This is a genomic window from Microtetraspora sp. AC03309 (assembly GCF_020826795.1).
Taxonomy (GTDB): Bacteria; Actinomycetota; Actinomycetes; order Streptosporangiales; family Streptosporangiaceae; genus Microtetraspora; species Microtetraspora glauca.
This window is the reverse complement of record NZ_JADDIL010000108.1, coordinates 1-21,707: the sequence shown is the minus strand read 5'-3', so window position 1 is coordinate 21,707 and position 21,707 is coordinate 1. Positions and strand designations below refer to the sequence as shown.

General features: G+C 71.1%; 19 protein-coding genes, 1 other RNA gene and 1 pseudogene. 8 read left to right on the top strand and 13 right to left on the bottom strand.

Annotated features, from left to right (window positions below; all coding sequences use genetic code 11):
* A pseudogene (locus IMZ11_RS38775) lies at nt 1–592 on the top strand (glycoside hydrolase family 43 protein); the annotation flags it as partial.
* Between the two features lie 72 nt (nt 593–664).
* Here IMZ11_RS38775 and IMZ11_RS38770 read toward each other — a convergent pair.
* A complete protein-coding gene (locus IMZ11_RS38770) occupies nt 665–1,468 on the bottom strand; it encodes an SDR family oxidoreductase (protein WP_228647902.1) in 804 nt (267 codons plus the stop codon).
* A gap of 211 nt (nt 1,469–1,679) precedes the next feature.
* On the opposite strand from IMZ11_RS38770, the gene IMZ11_RS38765 reads away from it, so the two are divergent.
* Nucleotides 1,680–2,867, top strand: coding sequence for an FAD-dependent oxidoreductase (locus tag IMZ11_RS38765; protein WP_228647901.1), 1,188 nt, complete (start codon nt 1,680–1,682; stop codon nt 2,865–2,867).
* Here the strand turns inward: IMZ11_RS38765 and IMZ11_RS38760 are convergent.
* The 5 genes from IMZ11_RS38760 to IMZ11_RS38740 are packed head-to-tail and all read right to left on the bottom strand — an operon-like array spanning nt 2,830 to nt 8,602.
* The gene (locus IMZ11_RS38760) at nt 2,830–3,774 is read right to left on the bottom strand and encodes a hypothetical protein (RefSeq protein WP_228647899.1); all 945 of its coding nucleotides are present in this window, start codon (nt 3,772–3,774) and stop codon (nt 2,830–2,832) included. The genes IMZ11_RS38765 and IMZ11_RS38760 overlap by 38 nt on opposite strands.
* 6 nt (nt 3,775–3,780) lie before the next feature.
* Nucleotides 3,781–4,866, bottom strand: a complete 1,086-nt coding sequence (locus IMZ11_RS38755; RefSeq protein WP_228647897.1) for an SCO2521 family protein — start codon at nt 4,864–4,866, stop codon at nt 3,781–3,783.
* Nucleotides 4,867–4,893: 27 nt separating this feature from the next.
* Nucleotides 4,894–5,856 carry an SCO2522 family protein gene (locus IMZ11_RS38750; RefSeq protein WP_061255286.1) on the bottom strand — a complete coding sequence of 321 codons (963 nt, stop codon included), beginning with the start codon at nt 5,854–5,856 and terminating at the stop codon, nt 4,894–4,896.
* Nucleotides 5,853–6,767: an SCO2523 family variant P-loop protein gene (locus IMZ11_RS38745; protein ID WP_228647895.1), complete on the bottom strand. Its 915-nt coding sequence runs from the start codon at nt 6,765–6,767 to the stop codon at nt 5,853–5,855. The genes IMZ11_RS38750 and IMZ11_RS38745 overlap by 4 nt, the downstream gene beginning before the upstream one ends.
* Before the next feature lie 2 nt (nt 6,768–6,769).
* The gene (locus tag IMZ11_RS38740) at nt 6,770–8,602 is read right to left on the bottom strand and encodes an SCO2524 family protein (RefSeq protein WP_228647893.1); all 1,833 of its coding nucleotides are present in this window, start codon (nt 8,600–8,602) and stop codon (nt 6,770–6,772) included.
* A gap of 322 nt (nt 8,603–8,924) precedes the next feature.
* Here IMZ11_RS38740 and IMZ11_RS38735 point away from each other — a divergent pair, with 322 nt between their 5' ends.
* Nucleotides 8,925–9,935: a 2-hydroxyacid dehydrogenase gene (locus IMZ11_RS38735; RefSeq protein WP_228647891.1), complete on the top strand. Its 1,011-nt coding sequence runs from the start codon at nt 8,925–8,927 to the stop codon at nt 9,933–9,935.
* Nucleotides 9,936–10,063: 128 nt separating this feature from the next.
* Nucleotides 10,064–11,659: a thiamine pyrophosphate-binding protein gene (locus IMZ11_RS38730; RefSeq protein ID WP_228647889.1), complete on the top strand. Its 1,596-nt coding sequence runs from the start codon at nt 10,064–10,066 to the stop codon at nt 11,657–11,659.
* 1 nt (nt 11,660) lies between these two features.
* Here the strand turns inward: IMZ11_RS38730 and IMZ11_RS38725 are convergent, their stop codons facing one another.
* The 5 genes from IMZ11_RS38725 to IMZ11_RS38705 form a co-directional block, all read right to left on the bottom strand.
* Entirely contained in the window at nt 11,661–13,040 is a 1,380-nt protein-coding gene (locus IMZ11_RS38725) for a HAMP domain-containing sensor histidine kinase (protein WP_228647888.1), read from the bottom strand.
* A 122-nt stretch (nt 13,041–13,162) separates the two neighbouring features.
* Entirely contained in the window at nt 13,163–14,266 is a 1,104-nt protein-coding gene (menC, locus tag IMZ11_RS38720; protein ID WP_228647886.1) for an o-succinylbenzoate synthase, read from the bottom strand.
* 19 nt (nt 14,267–14,285) lie between these two features.
* Nucleotides 14,286–15,266 carry a GNAT family N-acetyltransferase gene (locus IMZ11_RS38715; RefSeq protein WP_308066897.1) on the bottom strand — a complete coding sequence of 327 codons (981 nt, stop codon included), beginning with the start codon at nt 15,264–15,266 and terminating at the stop codon, nt 14,286–14,288.
* On the bottom strand, nt 15,263–16,378 hold the full coding sequence (locus tag IMZ11_RS38710; RefSeq protein WP_228647884.1) for a M20/M25/M40 family metallo-hydrolase: 1,116 nt from the start codon (nt 16,376–16,378) through the stop codon (nt 15,263–15,265). The genes IMZ11_RS38715 and IMZ11_RS38710 overlap by 4 nt, the downstream gene beginning before the upstream one ends.
* A complete protein-coding gene (locus IMZ11_RS38705; RefSeq protein WP_228647881.1) occupies nt 16,375–17,415 on the bottom strand; it encodes a dipeptidase in 1,041 nt (346 codons plus the stop codon). Before IMZ11_RS38705 ends, IMZ11_RS38710 begins: the two co-directional genes overlap by 4 nt.
* A gap of 133 nt (nt 17,416–17,548) precedes the next feature.
* Here IMZ11_RS38705 and IMZ11_RS38700 point away from each other — a divergent pair, with 133 nt between their 5' ends.
* The 4 genes from IMZ11_RS38700 (at nt 17,549) to rnpB (ending at nt 20,937) form a co-directional block, all read left to right on the top strand.
* A complete protein-coding gene (locus IMZ11_RS38700) occupies nt 17,549–18,385 on the top strand; it encodes a Nif3-like dinuclear metal center hexameric protein (protein WP_228647879.1) in 837 nt (278 codons plus the stop codon).
* Between the two features lie 9 nt (nt 18,386–18,394).
* A complete protein-coding gene (locus IMZ11_RS38695) occupies nt 18,395–19,135 on the top strand; it encodes a zinc ribbon domain-containing protein (RefSeq protein WP_228647877.1) in 741 nt (246 codons plus the stop codon).
* Nucleotides 19,132–20,424, top strand: a complete 1,293-nt coding sequence (locus IMZ11_RS38690) for a bifunctional RNase H/acid phosphatase (RefSeq protein ID WP_228647875.1) — start codon at nt 19,132–19,134, stop codon at nt 20,422–20,424. Before IMZ11_RS38695 ends, IMZ11_RS38690 begins: the two co-directional genes overlap by 4 nt.
* 112 nt (nt 20,425–20,536) lie before the next feature.
* Nucleotides 20,537–20,937, top strand: an RNA gene (gene rnpB / locus IMZ11_RS38685) — RNase P RNA component class A.
* A gap of 33 nt (nt 20,938–20,970) precedes the next feature.
* On the opposite strand, the gene IMZ11_RS38680 is transcribed toward rnpB, so the two are convergent.
* Together IMZ11_RS38680 and IMZ11_RS38675 are read right to left on the bottom strand one after the other, a co-directional pair.
* Entirely contained in the window at nt 20,971–21,177 is a 207-nt protein-coding gene (locus IMZ11_RS38680; protein ID WP_228647874.1) for an integrase, read from the bottom strand.
* A 7-nt stretch (nt 21,178–21,184) separates the two neighbouring features.
* Nucleotides 21,185–21,707 (bottom strand): SMI1/KNR4 family protein (locus tag IMZ11_RS38675; protein ID WP_228647873.1); only part of this gene is annotated, 523 nt, incomplete at its 5' end.

Below are 21,707 nucleotides of genomic sequence, written 5' to 3'. Positions count from 1 at the left end.
GTCTCCGGCCGCCCCCGCCTGCGACCACTTCGACTCCGTACGGCTGTCGCCCGTCTGGAACCACCTGCGCACACCGCGCGAGCCGTACTGGAGTCTCTCCGGCGGCCACCTCTGGTTGCGGGCGCGGCCGGAGACGCTGGCGGAGCGGGTGAACCCGAGCCTGGTCGCCAGGCGCCAGCAGCACAGGGACTTCGCCGTGCACACCGCGCTCGACTTCACGCCGGAAGGCGACGAGTGCGCGGGTCTGGCCCTGGTCCAGAACGACGACTTCCACATCCTCGTCGTGCTGACCGCGCGCGGGGTCGAACTGGTCAGGCGGGAGGCCGGGACCGATCGCCTGCTGGCCCGCGCGGACATCCCTCCCGGCCGTGTCCACCTGGGAGTGGAGGCACGCGGGCAGGACTACCAGGCGCGGTACGCCGCGTCGCCGGGCGAGTGGCGCGACCTGGGTGATCCCGTCGACGGCCGGATCCTCAGCTCCACCGTCGCGGGCGGCTTCACCGGCGCCTACGTCGGCATGTACGCCAGCTCCAACGGCGGCCCCGGCACGAACTCCGCCGGGTTCGACTGGTTCGAATACCAGGCGCTCTGACCGCCGGGGCCGCGGCGACCAGGCACTCTGACCGTCGGGGCCGCCGGGGCCCCGACGGTCGGGGCCCCGTGATCACCAGGGGGCCCGCCACGGCGCCCGGCGGACCGCCAGACCGGCGATCCGGGACGCGAGGACCGGCGACAACCGGGCGAGACGCCAGGCGAACCGGGCGGAGGCGGGCGCCACGATGAACGCCTGGTCGCGCGCCACCCCGCGCAGGATGTCGCGGGCCATCGCGTCCACGGGGTAGAGCCGCCCCTGCGCCCGCACCGCCGCCCGCCGGGCCTGGTCGCCGACCTCCGTAGGCGGCAGCCCCGGGTTGGCGTGGTCGAGCAGCGGCGTGTCCACGAAACCAGGACAGACCACGCTCACCCGTACGCCCTTGGCCGCGGCCTCCGCGCGGAGCGCCAGCGACAGGCCCACCACCGCGTGCTTCGTCGCGGTGTACGGAGCCATCATCGGCGCCGGGGTCAACCCCGCCAGCGACGCCGTGTTCACGATGTGCCCGAACCCCTGCCGCACCATGATCGGGTAGGCCGCGTGGACGCCGTGCACCACCCCGCGCAGGTTGACGTCGATCGCGGCGTTCCAGTGGTCGAGCGTGAGCTCGTCCGCGTACCCGCCGATCGCGATCCCGGCGTTGTTGAACACGTAGTCGAGCCGCCCGTGCTCGTCCCGCACCGCGCCGAGCAGGTCGCGTACGGCCGCCGCGTCGGTCACGTCGAGCGCGGCGTGGGCGCAGCCGAGGTCCCCGGCCGCCTTCTCGGCGTGCCGGATGTCGGCGATCGTGACGTGCAGGCCCCGCGCGACCAGCGCGCGGGCGACCGCCCGGCCGATCCCCGAGGCCCCGCCCGTGATGACGGCGGTCCTGCTCATACGCCCTCCCTCTCCCGGATTCTCCCCCTTTGAGTTGTACGAGCGATCCAATAGGGGCGCAACGGGGAACTCCAGCAATCTCGCGCGTTCGCCCCACTCCCAAGATTCTTTCGCGATAAAGTTCGGGCGGGCCACGCGTGTGTGACCTTCTTGAATGTCCTGACCTCACCTACTGTGGAAGCCGGGAAACGGCGAAGCATGGGGAGCTTGCGTGCGTGAGACCTGTGATGTCGCGATCGTTGGCGGCGGAGTCATCGGATGCGCGATCGCGCACAGGATCAGGTCGGAGGGCAGGAGCGTCGTCATCGTCGAGGCGGCGCCGAAGCTCGGCCTCGGGGCCTCCGACGCGGCGATGGGCGGCATCCTCACCCAGACGGAGGGCTCCTGCCTCGGCCGGTTGAGCCCCGTGATCAAGTACAGCCGCGATCTCTACCCCGGCTGGCTGGACGAGCTGGCCGAGGTCTCCGGATTCGAGGTCGCGGTCCTGGACGGCGGCGACATCCAGGTGGCCCTCGACGACGACGAGATGACGCGCCTGGAGACCGTGGTGCTGCCCAAGTGGGTCGCCTCGCCGTTCGCGGTCGAGCAGCTCACCGCCGCCGAGGCCAGGTCGCTCGAACCCCTCCTCAGCGAGGCCGTGGTCGGCGGGTTCCTGCTGCCCGAGGAGCTCGCCCTCGACCCGCGCGAGCTGATGGAGGCCCTGCGCCGCACGATGGAGCGCGCGGGCGTCGGCGTCCGGGTGGGGGACCGCGCCCTACGCGTGGCATCCAGCCCCGAGGGCGCGCTGGTCGAGCTGCACGACGGCGGCGTGATCCACGCCGACACGGTCGTCGTGGCCGCCGGCCACCTCAGCGGGCTGCTGCTGCCCTCCCTCGCCGACGTCATGCTGCCGATCAAGGGCGAGGCGTTCAACGTGCGCCGCCCCGGCTTCACGACCTACCCGCTGCGCCACCACGTCTTCGCCGAGATCACTGCGGACGGCCACACCGGCTACCCGTATCTGGTGCCCCGGCACGACGGGCGGCTGGCCGTCGGCGTGACGTACGAGGAGGGCGTCGGGGACCCCACCCCGACCGCCGCCGGGCGGGACGAGGTCAGCAGATGGGCGGCCACCCTGATGCCGGCGGTGGCGGAATGGCCGATCGAGCACCACTGGGCGGGCCTGCGCCCGGCGAGCGCCGACCACATCCCGATCATCGGATACGTCGACGACCACCGCAGGCTGCTGGCCGCGACCGGGCACGCCGGGCTCGGCGTCACCCTCGCGCCGGCCACCGCCGAGCTGGTCTCGGCCGTCCTGAACGGCCGCGCCGACGAGGAGACCCGGGACAGGCTGGACATCTGCCGCCCCGACCGGTCGTTCACAACGGCTCCGACGCCAGCTCCCACAGCTCCTTGAACCGCTCGATCCGCTGCCTGACCCGGGGCGGTTCCAGCACCAGCAGGGTGTGCACGAACGTGTGCGTGGTGATCTGGCCCACCTGCGGCGCGGACGGCGTGATCTCATAGCTCACGTCGTCGTCGAAGACGATGAAGTCGAGCAACCCCAGCGGGCTGGACAGGTGACCGGGCGTCAGGATCCGCACATCGATCCCGATCTCCGTGTGCATCTTGCAGATCCGCCGGAACATCTCCGACTCCACGCGTTCCGTGCGGTCCACGAAGAAGATCCTACGAATCCGCACCCCGCCCCTGAGCCGGTCCCGCTGGGCCTCCAGATAGCGCTGGCCGGCGTCCGTCGTCCAGAAGCCGCCGTCGAACTCGCTCGGCCCCTGGTCCACCACGTTGAGGCTGAGGGCGTCGAGAGTCCGCTGCGTGTTCCGGGTCAGGCCGAGCAGCCAGTCGCGGTCCTCGCCCTCATAGATGACGTTGCCCTCGCTGAGCTCGCGCAGCAGCGTGGATATCCGCGCGATCTCCGACTGCGCGAACGCCTGGACCAGCGCGGGCATCTCCTTGTCGACCCTGGTCGCGTTGCTCACCAGCTGGGTGATCACGTCGGTCTGCACCGCCGACGCCTCCACCCGGTTGAACAGCTCGGTCGCCTTGGTGATCCGCGACAGACCGATGATCATCTCGTGCCGGGTCGCCTCGAGTTGCCTGTCGACCTCGATGAGGTACTGCGTCAGGAACACCACGGCGCTGATGAACACCGTCAGCAGCAGCGACCACGCCGTGTGCTCGCCGTCGAAGGCCGGTCCGTTGTCGTTGGTCAGGGAGTACGTGGGAACCCCGACGGCCGCGGTGATGAGGATCTTCCGGAGAGTGCGGGGGATGATCTCGGGCGCGAACCTCGTCTTACCTGGCACCGGCATCTACCACCCGCCCGCTTCCCTGAGAAGAGCCAACGTGTTGATCGCGATCTGGTCGCGTACGCGTTCGACCAGTGACTGCCATTGACGGCTGAATCCGGGGCGGCGCTCCAGGGTCTCCCAGAAGGGCGCGAACCCCTCGTCCAGCCGGGCTGCCGGCATCCACAGGTGCAGCAGGTGGTCCACCGCGGGAGCCAGCTTCGCCGTGACCTCCCCCCGCGTGGCGGTGCCGACCCTGGCCCTCTCGACGATGACCAGCAGGGTCGTCAGCAGCCAGTCGTGCAGCGCCAGGTCCTCGCAGAAGTCCACGACGCCGGGGGTGAACCCGCCCGGCAGGACCAGACGCAGCGTCCGCACCTGGTCACGACCGAGCGTGAACCGGATGGCCGGGCCCTCCGGGGAGAGAGCGCCGGTCGCAGGGATTTCCGCGCCTCCGCCCGCCGCGCTCCCGCCCGCCGTGCCCGTGCCCGCGCCCGCGCCCGTGCCCGTGCCCGCGCCCGTGCCCGTGCCCGCGCCCGTGCTTGTGCTTGTGCTCCCTGTGCCGGTGCTCCCCGCGCCCCCGCATTCCGCCACCCAGCGCAGCCGTGTCCTGGCGCTCCTGAACGGCGCCTTCCTGTCCAGGAACGGGGACGCCTGAACCGCGTCCATGAACCGCTCGCTCACGCTGCCCAGGTCAAGGCAGTCGTCCCGCGCGCCGTTCTCGGCGAAACCCTCGGCGAGATTGGGGACGCGTACCTTGCCGAAGACCTCGACGACGCCCGGCCTGGCCAGGTAGTGCGACCACGACAGCCGGTGGTCGGACTCGCTGCGCACCACCCGGATGTGCGAGGACCCCTGCAGCAGCCGCCCGCCGGTCACCGAGGCCCGGGACAACACCGTCCCGACGCCCCTGACCCTGGCCCGCGACGCGGACGCCAGCCGGCAGTCCACACCGGTGAGCTGGTCCGGCGACACCGCGTACACGATGGGGCGGCGCGAGACCCGCACCCGCTCACCGGACAGCAGTCCGAGGACGCTCTGGCACAGTGATTCGGGGATCTCCCCGGAGTTCTGCAGGAGCCCGGTCCGGACTTCCCCCATCACCAGCATGTGCGCTCCGATCACGGATCCGGCGGGTCACACTCCCAGAAAGACGTAGGAGATTCGATCGACGAGCTCGTCCCGCAGGGGGATGCCCTCACCCGCGCTTCGCGCGGCCACCTGCCCCAGCACCTCGGCGTCCACGAAGACCTGGCTGAGGATCGTCCGTACGGCGAGTTCGACCGGTAGGAAGCGCGACGAGAGCACCGACAGCGTGGAGTACGCGCTGAACGGGGCGGCGGCCGGGTTGAGCTGGACGATCGCCGGGAGCTCGTCCCAGTCCGAGGGGAACGACGGACCGCGTGGCCGCGGCCGTACCGGCAGCTCGCCCTCGTTGCGGATCAACCCCAGGCGGAGCAGCTGCCAGACCGCCGCGAGGAACGGGCACGACCAGGTGCGTCCCCGGCTGTCGGTGTCCCACAGCTCGACGTCGACGAAGATCGAGTGCCGCCGCTTGGCGTTCTGCGCGGGCGGCTCCCACCCCCGCGCCGACCCCATCGCCTGTACGGCACCGCCGTGTGGGGACCTCGCGCCGTTGCACAGCCAGCCCGTCTCGGTCACCGGCGGGCGCGCGCCGTTGGTGTCGGCGGGCGGGTCGGTGACCAGCCGGTCCTCCACCAGCCGGGCGAGCTTCACACCGTCCGCCTCGGCGCAGGCGGACTCGCGGGCGAGGTAGTCGATGGTCAGGTCGCACTCCGCCGCCGCCTCAAGCACCATGGGCACCAGCTCGGCCGGGGTGCTGAACCTGCTGAAGTAGTCGTCGATCAGGAAGCAGGTGCTGACCCTGGCCCGGCCGCCGGGCACCCGGGACTGCCAGCTCCTGCGCATGGTCTCCGCCCACGGCGCCACCTGCCGGAACTGCTCCCTGAGCCGTTCCGGCCCCGCCTGGAAGTCCTCCATGTAGAGGTGTCCCAGCTCGATGGACACGTGGGACAGCGGGGCGGAGGCGATCCTGCGCTCCGCCGCGACCTCACCGAACGTGGCGTACGCCGGTGTCACAGAGCCTCCCACGCGCTGTCGTCGACGATCTTCTTGGCCAGGTCGTCGAAGGCCGCGACGGTCTCGGCGTTGGCGATCTGGCTGGACAGCACGTCCTCGTCGGAGATGAGTTGCTCGCGCCACTGAAGCACCGGATCGAGCGGGATCTTGCCGAGCATCGACGTCCGTCCCACCCGGTGCCGGCCGGCCAGCTCGCGCAGTTCGCGGTCGCACTCGTTCAACCAGGCCTTCTGCGTCTCGCGCAGCCCCTCCAGCTCGGCGGCGTCGGGTTCGAGAACGGCGGTGCGGACGAAGCGGATGTGGTCGGCCAGGACCTCCTCGTCGTGCCCGTGCTGCACGCCCACCGCCAGCAGGCCCTGCTGACCACGCACGAGGCCGTCGGCCGCGATGATGTGCTGCCGGGTCCACCGGTGGAAGACGAGCCAGCGGTAGGGAACCCCGGGCAGCCGCGCCGTGGCGGCGAGCGCCATCTGCGCGGCGAACGAGCGGCCGGCGCTGAGATCCACCAGGCACAGGTCGAACTCCTCCTCCAGCCGGGCGAAGAGCCGCACGCAGCGCTGCAGCATCTCCTCGCTCACCGTGGAGAACTCGCCGCCGCCCTCGTCGCCGGGGAAGAGCACCATCTGGCCCGCTCCGGGAGGCTTGGTGCGCAGCCCCTCGCGGTCGGACTCGGACCAGATGTCGATCCGGTGCGGATCGGCGATCCGGCCCTCCAGGTAGCGGTGCATGCCGCCCTGCGCGGTGCCCCGCGCCACCGAGCTGACGCTGAAGATGGCCCCGGCCGTGGGAGAACCGAAGTCGAAGTCGAGGTAGCACACGTCGCTGCCCTGGAGCGCGCGGCGGTACACGATGTTGCTGCTGGTGACCGAGCGGCCCGTGCCGCCCTTGTCGGAGATGGCGAACACGAGCATCGCTACATCGCCTCCGAGGCGTTCTCGCGAGCGGTCGCCTGACGTTCCAGTTCGAGCAGGGCGTTGGTGATCAGCGCGATCGCGCTGGCCGGGCGCTCGCCCATGATGGCGCGGGCCCGTTGCAGCCCCGCCTGGACGCCGCTGACGCTGGAGCGGATGTTCTGCCCCGGCAGGACCGGGCGCAGGACCTGCTCCCTGTTGAGGAGATGCTCGGCCTCGCTCAGCATGTCGCTGGCGATGTCGAAGAGCTGCGCGCTGCGCAGCGGCGACTCGCCCGACGCCTGGGCCAGCGAGACGAGGAACTCCACGATCCGCTCAGTGAAGTACCACGAGGGCTGCTCCTGCCGGATGACGACGTCGGGGAAGGCGTTCGCGGGCTGGTCCCACAGGCCCTTGTGCAGGCCGCTGTTGAACTGGCGCGACAGGATGTGCTGCCAGATCAGGTCGGCCAGGTTGTGCAGCCGCTCTCTGGTGCGCGAGCTCTGCGCGACGTTGGCCACCCAGATCGTCCGTTTGAGCAGCGTGATGGCGAAGTCGGAGACGACCCAGATCATCGGGGGGCCGAGTTCCTCAGTGCCGGAGAGGTTCACCCGTACGCCCGGCGCGTGCAAGGCGACCGGCGGGTCGCCGGGGATCGCCCGGCGGGTGATGCGCGCCCGCATCGCCAGCTCCTCCAGGACGCCCGCGACCCGGTTGAGGTCCACGTCGCCGGCTCTGTTGCGGGAGAGGTACTGCACGACCATGGCGGTGACGCCGAGGCTGTAGTAGTCGGACTCCTTGCCGTCGGTGGTCCGCCACGGGATGTCCTCCAGCGGCCAGCGGCCCCTGCCGTACGTGGCGACGGTGCGCCAGTAGCCCTGGGTGAGGTCCCAGCGGAGCTGGAGCGCGGCGGCGAGCTGCTGCTGGGAGTCGTCGAGCAGGCCGAGGACTCGGGTGCGCTCCGACCACAGGTCGACCAGACCGACCAGGGCGTTCACCGTGAAGTAGAGGTAGGGCGTGTCGGCCGCGATGCCCTTGGGCTGTGGGCCCACCTCCCGCTCGGTGTCGACGGTCGGGGCGTCCTTGACGACCCCCCAGGACCAGCCGCACTCGAAGAGCAGGTTCGGGTTGTCGAGATCGACGACGCCGGAACCGATCGTGAGGTCGCGCAGGCCGGCCCGGACCGCCTGGAGCTGCTTCTGGAAGTCGTCGAGGACCCGCCGCGTGGGCGCGCCCGTCTGGTTGGCGGTGCGCAGCAGTGCCTGTCCCTGCGGTGACCCGGGCTCGAAGGTGTTGACGGAGAAGCTGCGCAGCATGCCGACCATGGCGGCCGAGAGCCGGTTGCTGGCCAGGGTCTCCAGCTCGCGTATCTCCCTGCGGATGCCCTCACGCCGCACGCTCTGCCGGAAGACCTTCAGGAAGCCGAGAATGCTCAGCATGAGCGTGATCGACATCGAGTAGGAGTCGACGACGTCGATCTCGCGCTGGTCTGGGGTGATCTCGTCGTCGGGGGCGGAGGGCTGGAAGTAGCTGCCGCCGGAGAAGATCGCCTTGCCGTCCGCGCCCGTGTAGGTGTGCAGGTAGTGCGAGAAGAGCCGCAGGAGCAGCCGGGGGATCTCGACGCTGTCGCCCAGCGTGCCCAGCGTGTCGAGGACGTCGTCCGACGTCTCGTCCGGAGTGTCGAGCCGGAAGCCGGGAAGCTCCGCCGCGGGATACATCAGGCACAGGAGCTGCTCGGCGTCCGAGATCGAGTTGGAGCCGTCGCGCCCACCCCAGACCCACGACCTCTCCTGGTAAGAGGTGCGGGCTGTGGCCTCCCAGAGCTCCAGGAGCTGCTGGCGCGGCTGAAGTTTCATGGATCCCCCTCGCCACGACGACCCGGCCGGCTGCGTCGTCGGCACGGATTGGAGCCATTCTTACCGCTGAATTCGATTACAACAATAAGTCAAGGAGAAATTCCCCGCCGGTGGGAGGCCGACAGTCCTGGCCGGACCTACACTTGGGGACGCCAACACCGTTGTGGTATTTCGGGTTTCCCGACGCGGCGCGACCGGCTCCCGGGCCGTGATGAGGTCTTTCGACGAGAAGGGCTGCCGCATCGGAAATCCGAAATGCCAGCTTTTGAGTCCGAAAGACCTGATCATGCCTCAAATGCGGACGAGCGGGCATATATCCGCCGTGGATGTCGTGGTTGACGGGGCGGCGCGCATGGGGGCGGTGGTCGGCGCGGCGAAGATCGTGGTGAGCGGTGCGGGCATCGACGAGCGGCTTCTCGCCCCGCTGTACGGCCTCGGCTTCCAGGTGGTCCCGGTCGGCCGCGGTGAGCCGCTGACCGCGCAGGCGCTGCGGCACGAGCTCGCGGACGCGGTGGCCTACCTGCACGGGGGCGAGGAGCACGTGTCCGAGGAGGCGCTGGAACTCGCGTACGGCCTCAAGGTCATCGCCTTCCTGGGGATCGGCTACGAGACCTTCATCGACGTCGCGGCGGTCCGGCGGCGCGGGATCATCGTGACGAACACGCCGGAACGCACTCCCGACGCGGTGGCGGAATTCACCATCGGGCAGATCATCAACGCCGGCAGGCGCATCCCGCGGCACCTCGGCACGGTCTATCCGCACTGGACGGACGCGGGCGAGCTGCCCGACGAGCTCGTCAGCAAGAAGATCGGCATCGTCGGGCTCGGGCAGATCGGCACGCGCATCGCCACGATCCTGAGCCGCGGGTTCGGCTGCCGGGTCTCCTACTACAACCGCACCCGGAGAGAGGACCAGGAGCGGGCCCTGGGACTGCGGTTCAGACAGCTGCCCGAGCTCGCCGAGTGGAGCGACGTCCTCGTCGTCATGGTGGGCGGCAACGCGGAGACCGCCGGAATGATCGACCATCGGATCCTGGGGCGGGTCCGACCTGGAACGATCCTCGTCAACACCGCCCGCGCGTGCGTCGTCGACCCCGAGGCGCTGCGTGACGCGCTCGCCGCCGGACTGCTCGGCATGGCGGTCTTCGACGGCTACTACCAGGATTCGAGCGTCGCCAAGGACCTGCTCAACGACTTCGGCGACCGCATGTATGTCACCGGGCACATCGCGTCCCACACGAAACAGTCGATGGAGCGGATGACCCGTCAGGCGGTCGCGTCCGTCGTCAACCTTCTGAACGGCCGGACCGACGCCAATATCGTGGTCCGTTGAGAATTTAGTCCCCCTAATACCTTTATATCCGGATGGGCCGGAAACGGGGTTCTCTGTCACATTGTGATAACCCGAAGATACGATGCGCACGTACCAGCCCTAGGGTCGAATTCCGGGTGGGGGTGGAAATGGAAGCCACGGGGGCAGGAGTGCTCGTCGCCGCGCTGCGCGGCCACGGTGTGAACACGATCTTCGGGATTCCCGGCACGCACAATCTGGCTGTCTATCAGGAGCTGGCCCGCTACAACGTCACCTGCGTGACCCCGCGCCACGAGCAGGGCGCCGGATACGCGGCGGACGGGTACGCGCGGGTCACCGGCCGCCCCGGCGTCGCGGTCACCACGACCGGTCCCGGTGTGGTCAACGCGGCGACGGCGCTCGCCCAGGCGTACTCCGACTCCTCGCCCGTCCTGCTGCTGTCACCCGGAGTGCCGACCGACCATCCCCGGCTGGGACGCGGCTACCTGCACGAGAGCAAGGACCAGTCGGGCGCCCTGGACGCGCTCTGCGCGTGGAGCCACCGCGTCACCTCGATCCGGGAGATCCCCGCCGCCGTCGCCCGCGCGTTCGCCGCCTTCACGGAGGGCCGCCCGCGCCCCGTCCACGTCGAGGTGCCCGCCGACCTGCTCGAACGCGTAGGGACGGCGGACCTCGCGACGCCGTACCGGCCGATGCCGCGCGTCCCGGACCCCGGCGCGCTGGACGAGGCCGCCCGGCTCCTGCGCGCGGCGCGGCGGCCGGGGATCGTCCTCGGCGGCGGGGCGCAGCAGCCCGGCCGTGACGAGCCGGTCACCGGACGGCTCGCGATGGAGCTGGCCGAGCGCACCGGGGCCCGTGTCGTCACGACGGTGAACGGCAAGGGCGCCGTTCCGGAGAGCCACCCCCTGTGCCTGGGGGCCACCCTCCACCTCGCCGGCGTCCGCCGCTGGCTCGCCTCCTGTGACGTCGTGCTCGCGGTCGGCACCGAACTCGGTCCCGCGGATCTGTGGGAGGACCGCTTCACCCTGACCGGCACGCTCATCCGGGTGGACGTCGATCCCGGGCAGATGTACGGGGATCACGTGGCCGACGTGCCGGTCGTGGCGGACGCCGCCCTCGCCCTTGAGGGCCTCGCCGTACGGGTGCCGGCGGCGGGTGACGCGCCCGTGCCGGAGGACCCGGTGGAGCGCGAGCGCGACGCGGAGCTGCGCGATCTCACCCACAGGTGGGCGCCGCAACTGGTGGCGCTGCGCGAGGCCATGCCGGCGGACACGGTCGTGGTCGGTGACAACTCGATGATGAGCTACCACGGCGCGATCGTCGGCATGCCCATGGACCCGCCCGGCCGGTTCCTGTTCCCCGCCGGGTACGGCACGCTCGGGTTCGCGCTGCCCGCGGGCATCGGAGCCAAGGTCGGCAGGCCGGACCGGCCGGTCGTGGTCCTGGCGGGGGACGGCGCGCTGCAGTTCAGCGTCCAGGAGCTGGCGACCGCCGTCGAACTGCGGCTCAGCCTGCCGATCGTGGTCGCGGTCAACGGCGGCTTCGGGGAGATCAGGGACGAGATGACGCGGCGCGGCATGCCGCCCGTGGGGGTCGACCTCCACGCGCCGGACCTCATGACCCTGGCCTCGGCGTACGGAGCGCGGGGGAGGAGGGCGGAACGCCCGGAGCAACTGGGGGAGGCCGTCGTGGAGGCGCTCAAGGCGCCGGTTCCCACGGTCATCGCCTTCCACGAGCCCCGCTGACTCAGCCGGCCGCCGAGTCGGTCGTCGAGTCGGTCGCCGAGCCGGCCACGGGCACCCGGAGCACGAACCGCGCGCCCTTGGCGGAGTCCTCGAGGGTCAGCGAACCGCCGTGGCTCTCCGCGATCTGCCGGGCGATCGGCAGGCCGAGGCCGGTGCCCCCGGCGTCCCTGCTGCGGGCCGCGTCGAGCCGGGCGAAGCGCTGGAACACGATCTCCCGCTGGTCGGGCGTGATGCCGCCGCCGTCGTCCACCACCTCGAGCACGGCCGAATCCCCCTGGCGCTCGACGATGACTGCCACGTTGGACTCGGCGTGCCGCTCGGCGTTGTCGAGGAGGTTGGTCAGCAGCCGGGTGAGGCGGAGCCGATCACCATTGATCACCACACCGGGAGCGAGCCGCCGCGTCACCGTGACGCCGCGCTGCCGCCGGTCGAGCTCGCACGCCACCATCTCGGCCAGGTCGATCGGCTCCAGCTGTCCCGGGGCGCCGGCGTCGAGCCGGGCGATCTGCAGCAGGTCGGTGACCAGATCCTGGAGCCGTTCCAGGCTCTCCAGCAGTGCCTTGCCCGTCTCCTCCCAGTCGGTCTCGCCGGGATGGAGCAGCGCCTCCTCGACCTCGGCGCGCATGGCGGTCAGCGGGCTGCGCAGGTCGTGCGAGGCGTCCGAGGCGAACCGGCGCTGCTGGTCGACCGCGGACTCGGCCCGGTCCAGGGTCTGGTTCGCCGTCTCGGCCAGCCGTCTGAGCTCGTCCTGGAAGTGCGGGACGGGCACCCGCTGGCTGAGGTCACTGCCGGTGATCTTCGCGAGTTTGTCGGTGATGGCGTCGACCGGTTCGAGCGTCCTGCCGACGGTCCGGTAGGCGCCCAGCGCCGTCAGCAGGACCAACAGGAGCGAGCCGCCGACGAGCGTGCTCAGCAACGGCGCGCTGACGTACCACGGCACCTGCGCGGTGGAGGCGTAGAGCCACCAGACCCCGTTCGCCAGGTCGATCGGGAAGGCGAGCACGATCTTGCAGTCGCCGGGGAAGGAGGGCATGTCGCACAGGTGCCTGATGGCGTAGTTGTCGATGTCGGGCGTGCCGAAGTCGCCGAGCGGCGGCATGCCCTTCACGTCCGGCGTCGCGGCGACCTGCGTCCCGACCGGGTTGTACAGCTGGGCCGAGACGTCACCGGGATCGGGTATGGAGGTGGGGATGCCCTTGCGCCGGACCTGTTGCACGATCCGCACGGCGTCGGAGACCAGCTGCTCCTCGCGGTAGTCCGTGGCGCCGCCGTGGACGGCGAGCAGGATGAACACCGTCGCGATGGTGCAGAGCAGCGCCATGACGACGCTCGAGACCACCGTCAGGCGCGTCCTGATGGACCATCCGTGCCAAACGCTCACCCGATCCCCCCGTGACCAGATGATCACAGTAGGTCAGTACGAGGGGATAAGAGGGAGATTATCCATCAAAACTGGGCAAACGTCCCTCTAGAGTCCCCCAACAGTCGAGCTCTACCCGCAGGTCAGGCCGGGATCCACTCCAGTGACGTGGTGATCTCGTCCAGGATGTCGGGCAGCGGATCCACCCCGATGCCGGGACCCGTGGGCACGTCGAGGTGGCCGTCGCGCAGCTCGAACGGCGGCGTGAGGTCGGTCGCGAAGTAGCGCCGGGACGCCGACGTGTCGCCCGGCAGAGTGAACCCCGGCAGCGCGGCCAGGGCGACGTTGGCCGCCCGGCCGATGCCGGTCTCCAGCATGCCGCCGCACCAGACCGCCACCCCGTGCGCGCGGCACACGTCGTGGATCCGGCGCGCCTCGAGGTAGCCCCCCACCCGGCCGGGCTTGATGTTGACCACCGAGCAGGCGCCGAGCGAGATCGCGGCGGCGGCGTGCGCGGCCGACTCGATCGACTCGTCCAGGCAGAGCGGCGTCGACATCCGCCGGGCCAGTTCCGCATGACGGACCAGGTCGTCGTTCGCCAGCGGCTGCTCGACCAGCAGCAGGCCGAACGCGTCCAGCCGGGCCAGGTGCGGCGCGTCGGCCGGCGTGTAGGCCGCGTTGGCGTCCACCTGCAGCATGATGTCGCCGAACCGCTCGCGGACCGCGCGCACCGGCTCGACGTCCCATCCCGGCTCGATCTTCAGCTTGATCCGGACGTATCCCTCGGCCAGATAGCCCTCGACCGCGTCGAGCAGCTCGGGGATCGAGTTCATGATGCCCACGGAGACGCCGCAGGGCACCCGCTCCCGCGACGCGCCCAGGAAATCGGAGAGCGGCTGCTCCGCGGCGCGGAGCCCGGCGTCGAGCACGGCGGTCTCCAGTGCCGCCTTGGCCATCCTGTGGCCCTTGAACGGCTCCAGCGCCCGGCCCACGCCGTACGCGTCGACCTGCGGCAACGCGGTCAGAGCCGGGATCATGAAGCGGCGCATGACGTCGGCGGCCCCGTCGGCGTACTCGGAGGAGTACACCGGCTCGGACAGTGCCACGCACTCCGCCCAGCCCTCGCCGTCCGGCGTCACCACCCGCACCAGCAGCACGTCACGCGTGCGCTCCACGCCGAACGACGTCCGGAACGGCGCGACCAGCGGCATCGCGATGCGGCGCAGCTCCACCCCAGTGATCTTCATGGTCTCTTCTCCGACCTGTTCACGCCCCGCCCACACCGGCGCTCCCGGGTGTCACCCCCGGTGGCCTACCCGGCGCGGTCAGGACCACGTAGTGACCGCCGGCGAACCCGGTCACCCGCGCGCCGCCGTCCATGAGGCCGCCGAGGACCTCGCGTACGGCGTGCCGCCAGGCCTTGGCGGCACCGGGATCGGCGTGACGAAGCGTCTCGACGTCCTCGGGGACGGCGACGAGGATCACCCGGCCGTCCACCGCGCGGGCGATCGGTCGTCCGCCCTCGTCGGAGATTCCCCTGACCGCGTCACCGGGAACCTCCGGAAGGTAGGGCGCGAACCCGCATGCCCGGACGACGCGGGGAGCGTCCAGCCGCCAGACCGCGAGCACACGGTCGGACTCGTCGTCGGCGTTGACGGCGTCGGCCATCGGCCCGTAGAACTCGGGCAGGTACTCCTCCGGCAGGGCGCCCAGCTTGGCCAGGTTGAAGTGGGCGTTACGCCGTACGAGCGGGTCGAAGGTCCAGGTGATCCGGCGCAGGCCCCGGCGCAGGGCCCAGGCCCGCTGGTGGAGCTTGAGCGCGAAGCCCGCGCCGCGCCTGACGGCGCCCGTGACGTGCGAGTGCAGGGCCTCGCCCGCGGGGGCGGCGAAGAACCCGACGGAGGCCCCGACGAGGGTGTCCCCGTCGAACGCCCCCGCCACGTAGTTCCCCGCGTGCGACAGCGCGCGCATGAGCTCCACGGTGATGGGCGGATTGTGGGGTTCAGGGTGCCAGATCTCATCGAACACCCGGACCACCCGCTCGAAGTCCGGAATGTCGTGCAGCTCGCGGATCCGCACGCCGCTTCTCGCCGCGGCTTCGGCCGCCGCCGTGTCCGCCGCCGTGCCCGTGGTTTCCGCCGCTGTGTCCACCACCGTGTCCACCACCGTGTCCACCGCCGTGTCCGCCGTCGTGCCCGTGGTTTCCGCCGCCGGGGCGGGCGCGCCGTGGTCCCCGCCGCCGGTCACGGCGCGGTTTCCGCGAGCACCGAGCCGACGAGCGCCGCGACCAGCCGCGCGCGGACCGGCATCTCACCCGTGATCACGTGCTCGTCCGCGGCGTGCGCCCCACCACCCACCGCGCCCAGGCCGTCCAGGGTGGGGCAGCCCGCACCGGCGGTGAAGTTGCCGTCGGACGCGCCCCCGACCGCCACGCCCTCGAGCGGTCCCATGCCGAGATCCTCCGCCGTCCGTACGGCACGGGCGAACAGGGCGGCCGACGACGCGGGATCGAGGGGAGGCCGGTTCGGGCCGCCCAGGAGCTCCAGCCGCGTGCCCGGGAGCCGGGGGGTGAGCGCACGCATGAGCTCGTCCACCCGGCTCTGCGACGCGAGGTCGGGCACACGGACGTCGATGGCCACCCGGCCCGTCGCGGGGACGGTGTTCGTGCTGGTCCCCGACGAGAGCAGGGTGGGCGTGACCGAGACCATGCCCGCGTCGGACGAGGAGTCCACCTGATGCGCGATCTCCGTGATCGCCAGGATCTGGTGCGCCAGCTCGACTCCCGCGTTGGCGCCGAGCTCGGGTTCGAGACCCGCGTGCGCGGCCTTGCCGTACACGAGGAGCTCGTAGCGGGAGACACCCTTGCGGGCGATCTTGAGCGCGCCCCGGCCGGCGCTCGCCTCGAGGACGAACGCGGCCGAGCAGCCCGCCGCGACGGACTCGATGAGCGGCCGGGACGTCGGCGAGCCCAGCTCCTCGTCGCCCACGACCAGCACGCAGACCCCGTCGAGAGAGGGCAGTGAGGCGAGCGCGTGGAACAGCTGCACGAGCCCCGCCTTCATGTCGAAGACCCCCGGCCCGCGGGCCACGCCGTCGATCACGGACCAGGGGTGCGCGAGCAGGGAGCCGATCGGCCACACGGTGTCATGGTGGCCGAGCAGCAGCACCCGCGGCGTGCCGAACGACCACCGCAGGTGGGTGACGCCGTCGATCACGATCGTCTCGGGCTCCGCGCCGAGCAGGCGCAGTCCCTGCGCGGCCACCGCCTTCGCGCTGCGTTCCACGGCCGCATGGTCGGTGGAGTACGACTCGCACTGGACGAGCTCCTCCAGATCGACCAGCATCGCGTCGAGATTCACCGGGGGCGCCCCAGCTCCGCCCGGAACAGGCGGGCCACGTTCTCACCGAGGATCTTGAGGGTCTCCTCCTCCGAGAAGCCGCGCTTGAGCAGCCCCTCGGTGACCAGCGGCATGCCCCTGGGGCCGTCGAGGCCCGGGATGGCCGCGTCCGTGTCGAGCCCGCTGAAGCTGACGTCCTCGCAGCACGGCGGGGTGAGGTCGGCGTACACCTCCCGGATGAAGTCCGGGCCGAGACCCACATGGTCGATGCCCGCGACGCCCGCGATGTGCTCGATGTGATCCACCAGATGGTCCACGGTCGCGGCGCGCGCGTCCTCGGTGAGGAAGGCGGCGAGGAAGTTCACGCAGATCACGCCGCCGGTCGCGGCGACGCCGCGGAGCTGCGCGTCGGTGAGGTTGCGATGGTGGTCGCGCAGCGCGCGGGCGGAGGAGTGCGTGGCCATGACCGGACGGGTGGCGATCTCCAGGACGTGCTCCACGCCGGTCGCCCCGAGGTGCGACACGTCGAAGATCATGCCCAGCCGTTCCATCTCCTTGAGCACCTCGACGCCCGCGGCCGTCAGCCGGGAGCCGGTGGCGTCCTCGCCGCTGCCGTCGGCCAGCGGAGTGCGCCCCCAGTGGGCGATCGAGGCGACCCGCACGCCGAGCCGGTGCACGGTCGGGATGAGCTCGACGCTGTCGTCGATGCCCGGCATGCTCTCCATGGCCAGGACCAGGGCGATCCGGCCGAGCGCGAGCGCCTCGTCGATCTGGTCGCCGTCGAGGCAGAGCCGTACGGACTCGGGGTTGCCCTCGGCCAGCACGTGCGCGCACTCGATCATCCGCAGCGTCTGGCGGAGGGATCCCTCGGGGCGGAACTCGCGGTCGATGAACACCGGGAGGACCTGGACGTCCACCCCGCCCTCGACGAGCTGCGGCAGCCACTGGCGCCGGAAGAACGAGGCCCACTGGTGCGGCGGGCGGGCCGAGACGGCCATGAGAAGGTCGTTGTGAGTGTCGGCGACGACCGCGTCCCTGTGGAGATCGCGAGAGGGCATGCTGGAGTCCCTTCTATACGGTGTTGGTCCGGGACGTTACACTCACCGCTCTCCCGATCGGCCGAGCCTGGATCCATTCACGGTAGGCGACCGTGGTGATCTCGGAAAGCCCCGGCGGCGGTAGTCTGCGCGTGTGCTTGCGGACGTCGTTGCCCAGATGGAGACACTGTACGACCCCGCCTGGGCGGAGTCCTGGGACGCGGTCGGGCTGGTGTGCGGTGATCCCGCGCAGGACGTGAGAAGGATCCTCTTCGCCGTCGACCCGGTCTCGGTCGTCGTGGACGAGGCGCTCGAATACGGCGCGGATCTGATCGTCACGCACCACCCTCTCTATCTGCGGGGCACGACCAGCGTCGCGGCCACCACCTTCAAGGGCCGTGTGATCCACCGGTTGATCAGGAACGACGTCGCCCTCTACACCGCGCACACCAACGCCGACGTCGCCGACCCCGGTGTCTCCGACGCGCTGGCCCGCGCCGTCGGCCTGTCCGGTGAACTGCGCCCCTTGCTACCCGCCGTGGACGACCCGCGCCGCGGCCTCGGCCGGATCGGGACGCTGCCGTCCCCGATGACCCTGCGCGCCTTCGCCGAGCGCGCCGCCTCCGGCCTGCCCGGCACGGCCGGCCCGCTGCGCGTGGCCGGCGACCCCGACCGCCCCGTCGTCACCGTCGCGGTCAGCGGGGGAGCGGGCGACTCCCTCCTCGGTACGGCACGCGCCTCGGGAGCCGACGTGTTCCTGACCGCCGACCTCCGCCACCACCCGGCGAGCGAGTTCATGGAGGCCGAGGGAGGCCCCGCGCTGATCGACGCCTCGCACTGGGCGACCGAGTGGCCCTGGCTGGCCGACGCCGCCGAGCGTCTGACGTCCGCGCTGGCCGCGAAGGGCATTAATGTTGAGGCGCGCGTCTCCCGCATCGTCACCGACGCGTGGACGTCGACGACACCGTATTCGCCCCCGCGAGCACCTTGAGGATCTGGGATGAAGGCCGCACCCGAAGCACAGAAGCGTCTGCTCGATCTGGCGGAGCTCGACGCGGGTCTCGACCGGCTGCGGCACCGCCGCCGCACCCTGCCCGAGCTCGCCGAGATCGACGACCTGTCGAAGAACCTCGCCCGGGCCGCCACGGAGGCGATCGCCGCCGAGACTGAGGCCGGTGACCTGGCCAGGGAGCAGACCAAGGCCGAGGCGGACGTGGACGCCGTCCGCCTCAGGGCCGACCGCGACCAGAAGCGGCTCGACTCGGGTCAGGTGACCTCCCCGAAGGACCTGGCGAGCCTCCAGTCCGAGATCGCCTCCCTGCAGCGCCGCCAGGGTGACCTCGAAGAGGTCGTGCTGGAGATCATGGAGCGCCGCGAGGCGGCCGACGCGCGGGTCGAGACCGTCAAGGGACGGCGCGACGAGGTGGCGGCGACGCTGGCGGTCGCCGAAGGCCGGCGCGACGGGGCCTTCGCGGAGATCGACAAGGAGGCGGCCGAGCTCCAGAGCCGGCGCCCCGCGATCACCGCCGACATCCCCGATGACCTGCTGGCGCTGTACGGCAAGCTGCGTGAGCAGTCGGGGGTCGGCGCCGCGATGCTGCACGGCGGCCGCTGCCTCGGCTGCCGGACCAGCCTGTCCATCGCCGACCTCAACCGCATCCGCGCGGCCGCGCACGACGAGGTGGTCCGCTGCGAGGAGTGCCGCCGGATCCTGGTCCGCACCGCGGAGTCCGGCCTGTGAGGTTCCTCGTCGAGGCCGACGGCGGCTCCCGGGGCAATCCCGGTCCCGCGGGATACGGGGCCGTGGTGAAGGACGCCGACGGTCGTGTGCTCGCCGAGTCCGCCGAGGCGATCGGCACCGCGACCAACAACGTCGCCGAATACCGCGGCCTGATCGCGGGCCTTGAGTCCCTGCTGGCGCTCGGTGGCGAGGGGGCCTCCGCCGAGGTGCGGATGGACTCCAAGCTCGTCATCGAGCAGATGGCCGGCCGCTGGAAGATCAAGAACGAGGGCCTGCGGCCGCTCGCGCTCGAAGCGGGCGCGCTCGCGCGGCGGCTGCGGGTCACCTGGAAGTGGATTCCGCGCGCGCAGAACAGCCACGCCGACCGCCTCGCCAACGAGGCGATGGACGCCGCCGCCAAGGGCCTGAAGTGGGAGTCCACGGGCGTCGCCGCCTCCGTGACCGCGCCCATCACCCCTTCCGCGCCGGTCACTCCGCCCGCCCCCGCCACCCTGTTCGAGGCCGTCACCCCCTCCGAGCTGGTCACCCCCTCCGAGCTGGTCACCCCCTCTGGGACCGTCACCCTTTCCGGGGGCGTGGCGCCAGAGCGGGCCGAGAGCAGGGGCGAGGACAGGACCGAGGGCAAGGCCGGAACGAGGGCCGAGGGCACCGGCTGGATGCCCCGGCCCACCCGTGTCGCCACGTCGTTCCTGCTGCTCCGGCACGGGGAGACGCCGCTCTCTGTGGAGAAGCGCTTCTCCGGCCTGGGTGATCCCTCCCTCACACCCAAGGGGCGCGTCCAGGCCGAGGCCGCCGCGCTCCGGCTCTCGCGCGAGCCGTACGCCGTCGACGTGATCGTGAGTTCCCCGCTGACGCGGGCCAGGCAGACGGCAGAGGCGGTCGCCGCGCGTACCGGCGTTCCGGTGCGGATCGAGCAGGACCTCAGGGAGGCCGACTTCGGCGCCTGGGAGGGCCACACGTTCGCCGAGATCCAGCGGAGCTGGCCGGCGGAGTTGGCGGCGTGGCTCGGCGACCCCTCCGTCGCCCCGCCCGGAGGAGAGAGCTTCGCCGCCGCGGGACAGCGGGTCGAGCGGGCCAGGGACCGGATCATCGCCGAGCACGAGGGCAAGACCGTGCTCGTGGTCTCGCACGTGACCCCGATCAAGCTGCTGGTCCGCTTCGCGCTCATGGCGCCTCCGGAGGCGCTCTACCGAATGCATCTCGATGTGGCGTGCCTCTCGGTGATCGACTACTACGCCGACGGCCCCGCGGTCGTGCGGGCGCTCAACGACACCGCTCACCTGGGCTGACCCGGGCCCGGCGGCGGCTCGCGCCGTACGATGCCGGTGATATCCGGTTCCGGACGCTTGCCGCCGGGTTGGACAGTGCTTGGGAGGCCGTTAGGCTGGGACGCACGGCGGACGAGCCGGCCGGGCGGCCGCGTCGGGGTCTCGTGTTCGGCACGGCCCCGCCGAGGAAGGTCCGGGCTCCACAGGGCGAGGTGGTCGGTAACGCCGACCCGGGGCGACCCGCGGGACAGTGCCACAGAAAACAGACCGCCCCCTTCGCGGGGGTAAGGGTGAAACGGTGGTGTAAGAGACCACCAGCGCCCACGGTGACGTGGGCGGCTCGGTAAACCCCACCTGGAGCAAGGTCAAGAAGGGACGCTTCGCGAGGAGCGTCCCGCGCGCGACGTTCGAGGGCTGCCCGCCCGAGCCGCGCGGGTAGACCGCTTGAGACCGCCGGCAACGGCGGTCCTAGATGGATGGCCGCCGGCCGGCGAAAGCCGGCCACAGAACCCGGCCTACAGGCCGACTCGTCCGCCTCTACGTCTCCGACCTGCGTTTGTGATCGGGTCAGGTCCCGCTGTTCCGGCGCTGTTTCGCCAGCACCGCTGCGATCATGGTTTCGACCGCACCTCTGTCCAGATCTTCATCGTTGGGGAACAGGTGGCCGTAGGTGTCCATCGTCTCGGCGATCGTGGCGTGCCCCAGGAGCGCCTGAATGACCTTCGGGTTCAAGTTCGCCCAGACGAGTGGGTCGATGGCAGACGGGATGGACATCAGGTCTTCATCGCTGCGGATCTGGCGCCGCGTCGTCCATGTCGTACTTGGACTCGTAGACGAGCCCTGTAACGAAGGTTTCGAAGTCGGGGGCGAGGACCGTGACTCGGTAACCCCACTCCTGGTCGACGTGGACGACGGTCGGCTCGCCAGGTGAGCGGTAGTCGAGGGCGATCATGTCGTGGCCGGCCGAAGGACAATCCGCGATGTAGATACCGATGTCGGGGTAGCCCCATTCCGCCACCCAGAATGCACTCCCACGCTCGCCGCACAGGCTGAAGTCCGCAGTTCGACCGATCGCAGCTAGCGAGACCACGCCAATGTGGTCTTCGGCCCAGGTGGTTCGAGTGGGCGCGGGATGGGCATCGCGGGCCAATGTACCTCCGTTGTGTCGACGGGCCAGGTCGACGTACGCGGTGGGCAGTCGGTGCCCAAGCGGTGCCTCCACCGCTCGCAGGATCTCGGAGGTTGTCCCGTAGCTCGTAGAACTTGAAGTGGCGGTCCCCGTCTCGGGGCCTACCTGGTGGTAG

What these genes read in the sequence shown, in the direction of transcription:
- IMZ11_RS38770 (WP_228647902.1), bottom strand. Translation starts at nt 1,468, where the DNA reads ATGAGCAGGACCGCCGTCATCACGGGCGGGGCCTCGGGGATCGGCCGG.
- IMZ11_RS38755 (WP_228647897.1), bottom strand. Translation starts at nt 4,866, where the DNA reads ATGCTGGTGATGGGGGAAGTCCGGACCGGGCTCCTGCAGAACTCCGGG.
- IMZ11_RS38745 (WP_228647895.1), bottom strand. Translation starts at nt 6,767, where the DNA reads ATGCTCGTGTTCGCCATCTCCGACAAGGGCGGCACGGGCCGCTCGGTC.
- IMZ11_RS38740 (WP_228647893.1), bottom strand. Translation starts at nt 8,602, where the DNA reads ATGAAACTTCAGCCGCGCCAGCAGCTCCTGGAGCTCTGGGAGGCCACA.
- IMZ11_RS38730 (WP_228647889.1), top strand. Translation starts at nt 10,064, where the DNA reads ATGGAAGCCACGGGGGCAGGAGTGCTCGTCGCCGCGCTGCGCGGCCAC.
- menC (WP_228647886.1), bottom strand. Translation starts at nt 14,266, where the DNA reads ATGAAGATCACTGGGGTGGAGCTGCGCCGCATCGCGATGCCGCTGGTC.
- IMZ11_RS38705 (WP_228647881.1), bottom strand. Translation starts at nt 17,415, where the DNA reads ATGCCCTCTCGCGATCTCCACAGGGACGCGGTCGTCGCCGACACTCAC.
- IMZ11_RS38695 (WP_228647877.1), top strand. Translation starts at nt 18,395, where the DNA reads ATGAAGGCCGCACCCGAAGCACAGAAGCGTCTGCTCGATCTGGCGGAG.
- IMZ11_RS38680 (WP_228647874.1), bottom strand. Translation starts at nt 21,177, where the DNA reads ATGTCCATCCCGTCTGCCATCGACCCACTCGTCTGGGCGAACTTGAAC.